Here is a 7,017-nt window from a genome sequence, read left to right on the forward strand (position 1 = left end):
CTCGCCGTGCTCGGCGAGGGCCGCTGTGAAGGCGCGGGCGACGTCGATGTGATCGCCGAAGATCGTTGCCGCGACGGCTGGCTCCGCCTCGAGTTCACTCATGAATGTTTCACGTGAAACGGCTCAGCCGCGGCTGATGACCGTGTGGCGGTCGGAGCCCTCGCCGTACGACTCCGACACGAATCCCCGGTCGGCGACGATGTCGTGCACCAGCTTGCGCTCGTAGCTGGACATCGCGGGCAGCGATGCCTGCGTGGCACCCTCCTCGAGTCGCTCGACCGCGCGAGAGACGAGCTCCTCGAGTTCCTGCTGACGCGCGTCGCGCGATCCGCCCACATCCAGGATGACGCGTGAGAACCGACCGGTCTTGTTCTGCACGGCCAGCCGCGTCAGCTCCTGCAGCGCCTGCACCGTGTCGGGCTCCGAGATGAGGCGCAATGCGTCATCCTCGGCCTCGACCGAGACGTACGCGCGCCCCTGGCGCACATCCATCTCGAGGTCACCGTCGATGTCGGCGATGTCGAGCAGACCCTCGAGGTAGTCGGCGGCGATGTCGCCTTCTTCCTCGAGTTGCTCGACCGTCGCGCTGACGCGCTCCGATCCAGTGGGGGACGTGTCGTTCGCGCTCTCGGGCGTCGAGTTCATTGCAGTTCCTTCGTGGGGGAGGGGAAAATCAGGAGCCCGTGCCCTGCGGTGCTGCGCCGCCGCCGGCATCCTTCGCGGGAGGCTTGACCGTACCACCGGCCGCACCCGGCTTGCCGCTGGGCTTGCCGGCCTGCTTCTTGGCGCGCTGCTTTCCGACGGGCTGCTGACGCTTGGGGGCCGCGGCCCTGGCGCGCTCCGCCTCTTCGAGGAGGCGCTGCTGCTCGGCCTGGTACTTCTCCATCGGAATGACCTTGCCCGAGGAATCGAGTGCCTTGCCCTTGCGGGCCAGGCGCTCTTCGCGCATCTTGGCCGCGTCCGACCCGGGAGTGGGCAGATTGCGGATGACGAGGAATTGCTGGGCCATCGTCCACAGGTTGCTCGTGAACCAGTAGATGACGACACCGAGGGGGAAGAAGACACCGGAGAAGATGAAGGCCAGCGGCAGGACGTACAGCATCACCTTCTGCATCTGGTAGGCCTGGCCGGTCTTGGCCTCGGGGGAGAGGTTCTTCGAGATGATCTGCAGCTGGGTGAAGAACTGCGACGCGATCATCAGCACGACGAGGGTCAGCAGGATGCCGACTGTGACCTGCCAGCCCGCGTCCTGGGCCTCCCACGCGCCCACGAGCGTGTCGTGGAGCGAGGCGACACCGAAAAGTTTGGCGTTGTAGAACTCCTCGGTGAGGGCGGGTGTCATTGGCCCGACTCCGCCGGTGCCGGCCGCGGCGTGCTTCGTGACGTCATTCAGCACACTGAACAGGGCGAAGAAGATCGGCATCTGCACGAGCAGCGGAAGACAGCCCGAGATGGGACTCGTGCCGTGCTTCTTGTACAGCCCCATGGTCTCGCGGCTCATGGCCTCGCGAGAGAGCTGGTCCTTCTTGCCCTTGTACTTCTCCTGGATTTTCCGCAGTTCAGGGGCTATTTCCATCATCTTGCGCTGGCTCTTGATCTGCTTCACGAAGAGCGGGATCAGGGCGGAGCGGACGACCAGCACAAGACCGATAATGGCGAGCACCCAGGTGATGCCCGCCGCCGCCGGAAGTCCCATGGCCGTGAAGAGCCAGTGCCAGAAGACGAGCACGAGCTCGACGGCCCACTTCAGGGGCCAGAGGATTATTCCGATCAGATCCGGCACGGATCAGTCCTTTCTCGGGGAGACGGGTACGACGAAACCGTGGGGGGTCAGTTCGTACCGGAAGTTCTTGTGCGGGCGAGGGTCATCGACTCCACCCGCAGCCCAGGGGTGGCATCGTGCGATGCGCGCAGCCGCCATAGCCGAACCTTTCACGGCCCCGTGCTGCTGCACGGCGCCGACGGCATAGGCGGAACACGACGGGTAGTACCTGCAGACATCCCCGTACGCATGCGAGATCGTCGCACGGTAACCATGGAGAAGGCTCAACGCCACATTGCGGGGAAGCAAGGGGAGCGAACGAAGGATGTCGGAGCCGTGCAGGTGTCCCTGCCCGATCGATGCCGCCGGCAGCGTCGTGCTCATGCGGCCCTCCGGGCCAGGCAGCGGGCGACCTCGGCGTGAAGCGCGGCGTAGTCGGCGGTTGCGGCGGAGGGAAGGGCGCGGATCACGATGTCGGAACCGGCTCGCACGCCCGTGAGCTCCGCCGAGCAGACCGCTTTGAGGCGTCGGCGGACGGTATTGCGAACGACGGCCGAGCCGACCTGCTTGCTCACGATGAAACCGAAGCGCGGCACGCGGGTCTCATCGGAGCTCTTCACATACGTGACGGTGTGGGCACCCGCGCACCGAGCGCCCCGCCTGACGACCGTCTTGTAGTCGGCTCCGCGGGTTATCCGATTCGGCCTCGAGAGCACCGCGTGGGTCTACGCCGAGAGCTCGGTGCGGCCCTTGGCGCGACGAGCGGCCAAGATGCCACGACCGGCACGCGTGCGCATGCGGGCACGGAAGCCGTGCTTCTTGGCCCGGCGGCGGGTGTTGGGCTGGTACGTGCGCTTGGTCATGGGATCACTCCGGAGATGCTGTCGCCGGGGATCGCTGCAACCGGAGACATCGTGGACGGGGAAACTGCCGCGTGGGCATAAGTCAACTAAGTAAGGCTACGTCCTCCCCACGGACATCGCAAACCGAGCAGGTCGGAGTGCTTTATCCACAATCTCATCCCGGACCCCTGGCACCGACACGTCCCCGAGATCTACAGTGGATTTTGCTCTGTGGACGGGCCTGGCTAGCGTGGCCCAGTCAGTTATCCACAGGTTGCGAGTTCGCCTCTTTCACGTCGTGGGTCCACATTAACCCGGGGAGACCATGTCTCAGCACCACGTTCCAGACGTTCCGATCTGGTCGGCCGTGCTCGACCATCTGGATGGCGACGACCGCGTCAGCCCTCAGATGCAGGGGTTCCTGAACCTCGCCGTGCCGCAGGGCGTGATGGGCGGGACGCTCTACCTCGATGTTCCCAACGACCTGACGGCCGCGCAGATCAACAAGCGCATGCGGGCCCCGATCATGGAAGCGCTCGCGCGGATCGACATGGACCCGGCCGCCGACACCTTCCGTGTCGTGGTCAATCCGGAGCTCGCCGGCAATCACGCCGCCGCGGCGCTGCCGATCGAGGAGGACCGCTCGCCGGCGCCGCGCGAGCAGCCGGTAGCGGATGCCCCGGCATCCTTCTCGTCCCGCAGCGACACCCGCCTGAACCCGAAATACACGTTCGACAACTTCGTGATCGGCCAATCCAACCGGTTCGCCCACGCCGCGGCCGTCGCCGTCGCCGAAGCGCCCGCGAAGGCGTACAACCCGCTCTTCATCTACGGCGACTCCGGACTCGGCAAGACGCACCTCCTGCACGCCATCGGCGACTACGCCCTCAGCCTTTACACGGGCGTTCGGGTGCGCTACGTGTCGAGCGAGGAATTCACCAACGACTTCATCAACTCGATCGCCAACAACCGGGGCTCGGCCTTCCAGGCGCGATACCGGGATGTCGACATCCTGCTCATCGACGACATCCAGTTCCTGCAGGGTCGCGCCGAAACGCAGGAGGCGTTCTTCCACACCTTCAACACGCTGCACGATCACGACAAGCAGGTCGTCATCACCAGCGACGTCGCGCCGAAGCATCTGACGGGCTTCGAAGACCGGATGCGGAGCCGCTTCGAGTGGGGCCTCATCACCGACGTGCAGGCGCCAGACCTCGAAACCCGCATCGCCATCCTCCGGAAGAAGGCGCAGAGCGAGCGCCTGCAGATTCCCGACGAGGTGCTCGAGTACATCGCGACGGTGGTCTCCTCCAATATTCGCGAACTCGAAGGTGCACTCATCCGCGTCTCGGCATTCGCGAGCCTCAACCGGTCCACGCTCGACATGTCCCTCGCTCAGACCGTGCTGCGCGACATCATCGACCAAGCCGAAGACAATGTCGTCTCGCCGACCGACATCATCAACGCGACGGCCAACTACTTCAAGCTGACCGTTGACGACCTGTACGGCTCCAGTCGCTCACAGGCCGTCGCCACCGCTCGGCAGATCGCGATGTACCTGTGCCGGGAGCGTACGAGCCTGTCGCTCCCCAAGATCGGTCAGCTCTTCGGAAATCGCGACCACACCACGGTCATGTACGCGTACAAGAAGATCAGCGATCTCATGAAGGAGCGCCGGTCGCTCTACAACCAGGTCACCGAGATCACCACGCAGCTGGGCCGCCTGCCCCGCTGACGCTCTCGGCATCCGTCTCCGCTTCGTCCGACGCGGTGCCTCGGCGTACCGGCGGGGGAATCCACCGACCCGCGCGACTCGCCGGAGTATGCCCGAACTCGCGCTTGACACGCGCGCCGAATCGGGCCAATATGCGGTTCTTCACAGTGTGGATAACTTGTGGATAAGTCCCCGGGGCCAGTGATCGCCTGTGCACTCCTGTGGATAGATCCCATGACGGGGCGACGCTCCGGCGTAGCCCGCTCGGTGCATTCCGCAGCCGCTCCACAACTCACACGCGTGTAGTTCCGGTGCGCCGACAGGCATCCACCGAGTTGTCCACACAATCCACAGGCGTTAAGACCATTAACGAGATCTCTCTATAGAAATCCCCTCCGATCACCTCTACGGCGACACGGACCCAGCACGGGTCATGGCGACCGTGCATCTGTACGGACGGGCGTGGGCACTAGCATGGGAACCCCATGGCCCAGGACGACAAGGGAGCGCCAGTGAGGTTCCACGTCAATCGTGATGTGTTCAGCGAAGCGGTGTCGTTCGTCGTCAAGCTGCTGCCTCAGCGCAACCCCCAGCCGATCCTCGCGGGCGTGCTGATCGAGGCGAACGAGAGCGGACTCTCGCTCTCGGCGTTCGACTACGAGGCATCGGCGCGCACGACGATCGAGGCGACGGTCGATGAGCCGGGCACGATCCTCGTGCACGGGCGACTCCTCTCCGAGATCGCGAGCCGCCTTCCGAACGCGCCGATCCAGGTCTCCGTGGATGACGACGGCGGCATTGCCCTGTCGTGCGGCTCCGCCCGCTTCACCCTGGCCTCGATGCCCGTGCAGGAGTATCCGGCGATCCCCGAGGTCTCGGGCGAGTCCGGACTCGTGCCCGCGGAGGACTTCGGCACGGCCATCGCACAGGTGGCGTTCGCGGCGTCCCGCGACGATGTCACCCCCGTGCTCACCGGCGTGCAGCTCGAGGTCACCGGTCAGCAGCTCAGCCTCGTCGCGACCGACCGCTACCGGGTCGCGCTCCGCGAGATCCCGTGGGATGGCGCGGCCGAGGAATCCGCGAGTGCGCTGGTTCCCGCTCGCACGCTGCAGGAGGTCGGCAAGACGTTCGCGCACGGCGGCGACATCTCCATAGCCTTCTCCGGCTCAGGCGACCGCGAGATCATCGCCTTCACCGCCGGCAACAAGACGGTCACCTCGCTGCTCATCAAGGGCAACTTCCCGCCCGTGCGCCGGCTGTTCCCCGAGCAGACCGAACACCACGCGGTCGTCAACACGGCCGAGCTGGCTGAGGCCGTGCGACGCGTGTCGCTCGTGCTCGACCGCTCCGCGCCCCTGCGGTTCTCGTTCGGCACCGACGGGGTGACGATGGATGCCTCGGGGGGCGAGCAGGCCCGCGCATCCGAGACCGTCGACGCGCACCTGGTCGGCGACGACGTCACACTCGGCCTCAACCCGCAGTACCTGCTCGAGGCGCTGACCGCGGTCAAGAGCGAGTTCGTGCGCATCACGTTCACCTCGAGCGACAACGCCAACAAGCTGAGCCCCGTGCTGATCACGAGCCAGACCTCGGTCGACAAGGCCGGCGCCGACACGTTCAAGTACCTGCTGCAGCCCAACCTCCTCCTTCGCTGACGCGAACCGCGACCGGTGGTCGAGTAGCTCCGGTGGTCGAGTAGCGAGCTCGCGAGCGTATCGAGACCCGAGCGTATCGAGACCAGGAGCGTATCGAGACCCGAACGCTCCCGGCGGCGTCACAACCCCCGGGTAGTCTGACGCAGTGATCGTGGAACACCTGAGCCTCGTGGATTTCCGCAACTATGCGGTCGCCGAGGTCGAGCTCCACGCCGGCCCGAACGTTTTCGTCGGCCGCAACGGCCAGGGAAAGACGAATCTCGCGGAGGCCATCGCCTACCTCGCGACCCTCGGTTCGCATCGGGTGTCGAACGACGCGCCGATGGTGCGCGAGGGTCAGGATGCCGCGATCATCCGCGCCCGCCTCGTGCACGGCGAGCGGACGGTGACCCTCGAGGTGCAGCTGAATCGCCAGGGGGCGAACAAGGCCAGGGTCGGCGGCGCGCCTGTGAAGCCCTCCGAACTCCCGCGCTACGCGCATGTCGTGCTCTTCGCTCCGGAAGACCTGCAGATCGTCCGCGGCGATCCGTCGACCCGCCGCCGCTTCGTCGACCAGCTGCTCGTGCAGCGCCGGCCGCGGCTCGCGGGCGTGCTCGGCGACTACGACCGGGTGCTCCGGCAGCGCACGGCGCTCCTCAAATCGGCGAGAGCGCGCGGCGTGCGCGGTGAGGGCCTGTCGACACTGGATGTCTGGGACGACAAGCTCGTCGCACTCGGGTCCGAGATCATCGACGCCCGCATCGCCCTGACCGACGAGCTCGGCGGGCCGGTGGCACAGTCGTACGAAGCGATCGCCGGGGCCGATCACCGACCCGAGATGACATGGGCGCTGTCGGTGCGCGGCGCGAATCCCGAGGACGGCGAAGAGTCGGTCTCGATGGGATCGGATGCCGCGACCCCCGAGCTCTTCCGTGCCGCGATCGCCGCGCAGCGCGCCACGGAGCTCGAGCGTGGCCTCACTCTCGTCGGCCCGCACCGCGACGATCTCGTCCTCCGGGTGCGCGGCCTTCCCGTCAAGGGCTACGCATCGCACGGCGAATCGTG

At 66.2% G+C, this 7,017-nt stretch carries 8 protein-coding genes; 3 read left to right on the forward strand and 5 right to left on the reverse strand.

What is annotated here, in order from left to right; all coding sequences use genetic code 11:
• Positions 1–123: 123 nt before the first annotated feature.
• Genes VNT50_RS02015 through rpmH form a run of 5 tightly spaced genes read right to left on the reverse strand, consistent with a single transcriptional unit; the run spans position 124 to position 2,625 of the window.
• Entirely contained in the window at positions 124–645 is a 522-nt protein-coding gene (locus VNT50_RS02015; RefSeq protein WP_325483436.1) for a Jag family protein, read from the reverse strand.
• 28 nt (positions 646–673) lie between these two features.
• Positions 674–1,783 carry a membrane protein insertase YidC gene (gene yidC / locus VNT50_RS02020; RefSeq protein ID WP_325483437.1) on the reverse strand — a complete coding sequence of 370 codons (1,110 nt, stop codon included), beginning with the start codon at positions 1,781–1,783 and terminating at the stop codon, positions 674–676.
• A gap of 3 nt (positions 1,784–1,786) precedes the next feature.
• Positions 1,787–2,146 carry a membrane protein insertion efficiency factor YidD gene (gene yidD / locus VNT50_RS02025; RefSeq protein ID WP_325483438.1) on the reverse strand — a complete coding sequence of 120 codons (360 nt, stop codon included), beginning with the start codon at positions 2,144–2,146 and terminating at the stop codon, positions 1,787–1,789.
• Positions 2,143–2,478 (reverse strand): ribonuclease P protein component, encoded by a 336-nt coding sequence (rnpA, locus tag VNT50_RS02030; RefSeq protein WP_325483439.1) that lies wholly within the window; start codon positions 2,476–2,478, stop codon positions 2,143–2,145. Before rnpA ends, yidD begins: the two co-directional genes overlap by 4 nt.
• A 9-nt stretch (positions 2,479–2,487) precedes the next feature.
• Positions 2,488–2,625, reverse strand: a complete 138-nt coding sequence (gene rpmH, locus VNT50_RS02035; RefSeq protein WP_325483440.1) for a 50S ribosomal protein L34 — start codon at positions 2,623–2,625, stop codon at positions 2,488–2,490.
• Between the two features lie 304 nt (positions 2,626–2,929).
• On the opposite strand from rpmH, the gene dnaA reads away from it, so the two are divergent.
• The 3 genes from dnaA to recF all read left to right on the forward strand — a co-directional run.
• The gene (dnaA, locus tag VNT50_RS02040) at positions 2,930–4,339 is read left to right on the forward strand and encodes a chromosomal replication initiator protein DnaA (RefSeq protein ID WP_325483441.1); all 1,410 of its coding nucleotides are present in this window, start codon (positions 2,930–2,932) and stop codon (positions 4,337–4,339) included.
• A 491-nt stretch (positions 4,340–4,830) separates the two neighbouring features.
• Positions 4,831–5,973 carry a DNA polymerase III subunit beta gene (gene dnaN / locus VNT50_RS02045; RefSeq protein WP_325483443.1) on the forward strand — a complete coding sequence of 381 codons (1,143 nt, stop codon included), beginning with the start codon at positions 4,831–4,833 and terminating at the stop codon, positions 5,971–5,973.
• Positions 5,974–6,118: 145 nt separating this feature from the next.
• Positions 6,119–7,017: DNA replication/repair protein RecF (recF, locus tag VNT50_RS02050; RefSeq protein ID WP_325483442.1), on the forward strand; the 899-nt coding region annotated here is incomplete at its 3' end.

The organism is Microbacterium sp. (genome assembly GCF_035554235.1).
Lineage (GTDB): Bacteria > Actinomycetota > Actinomycetes > Actinomycetales > Microbacteriaceae > Microbacterium.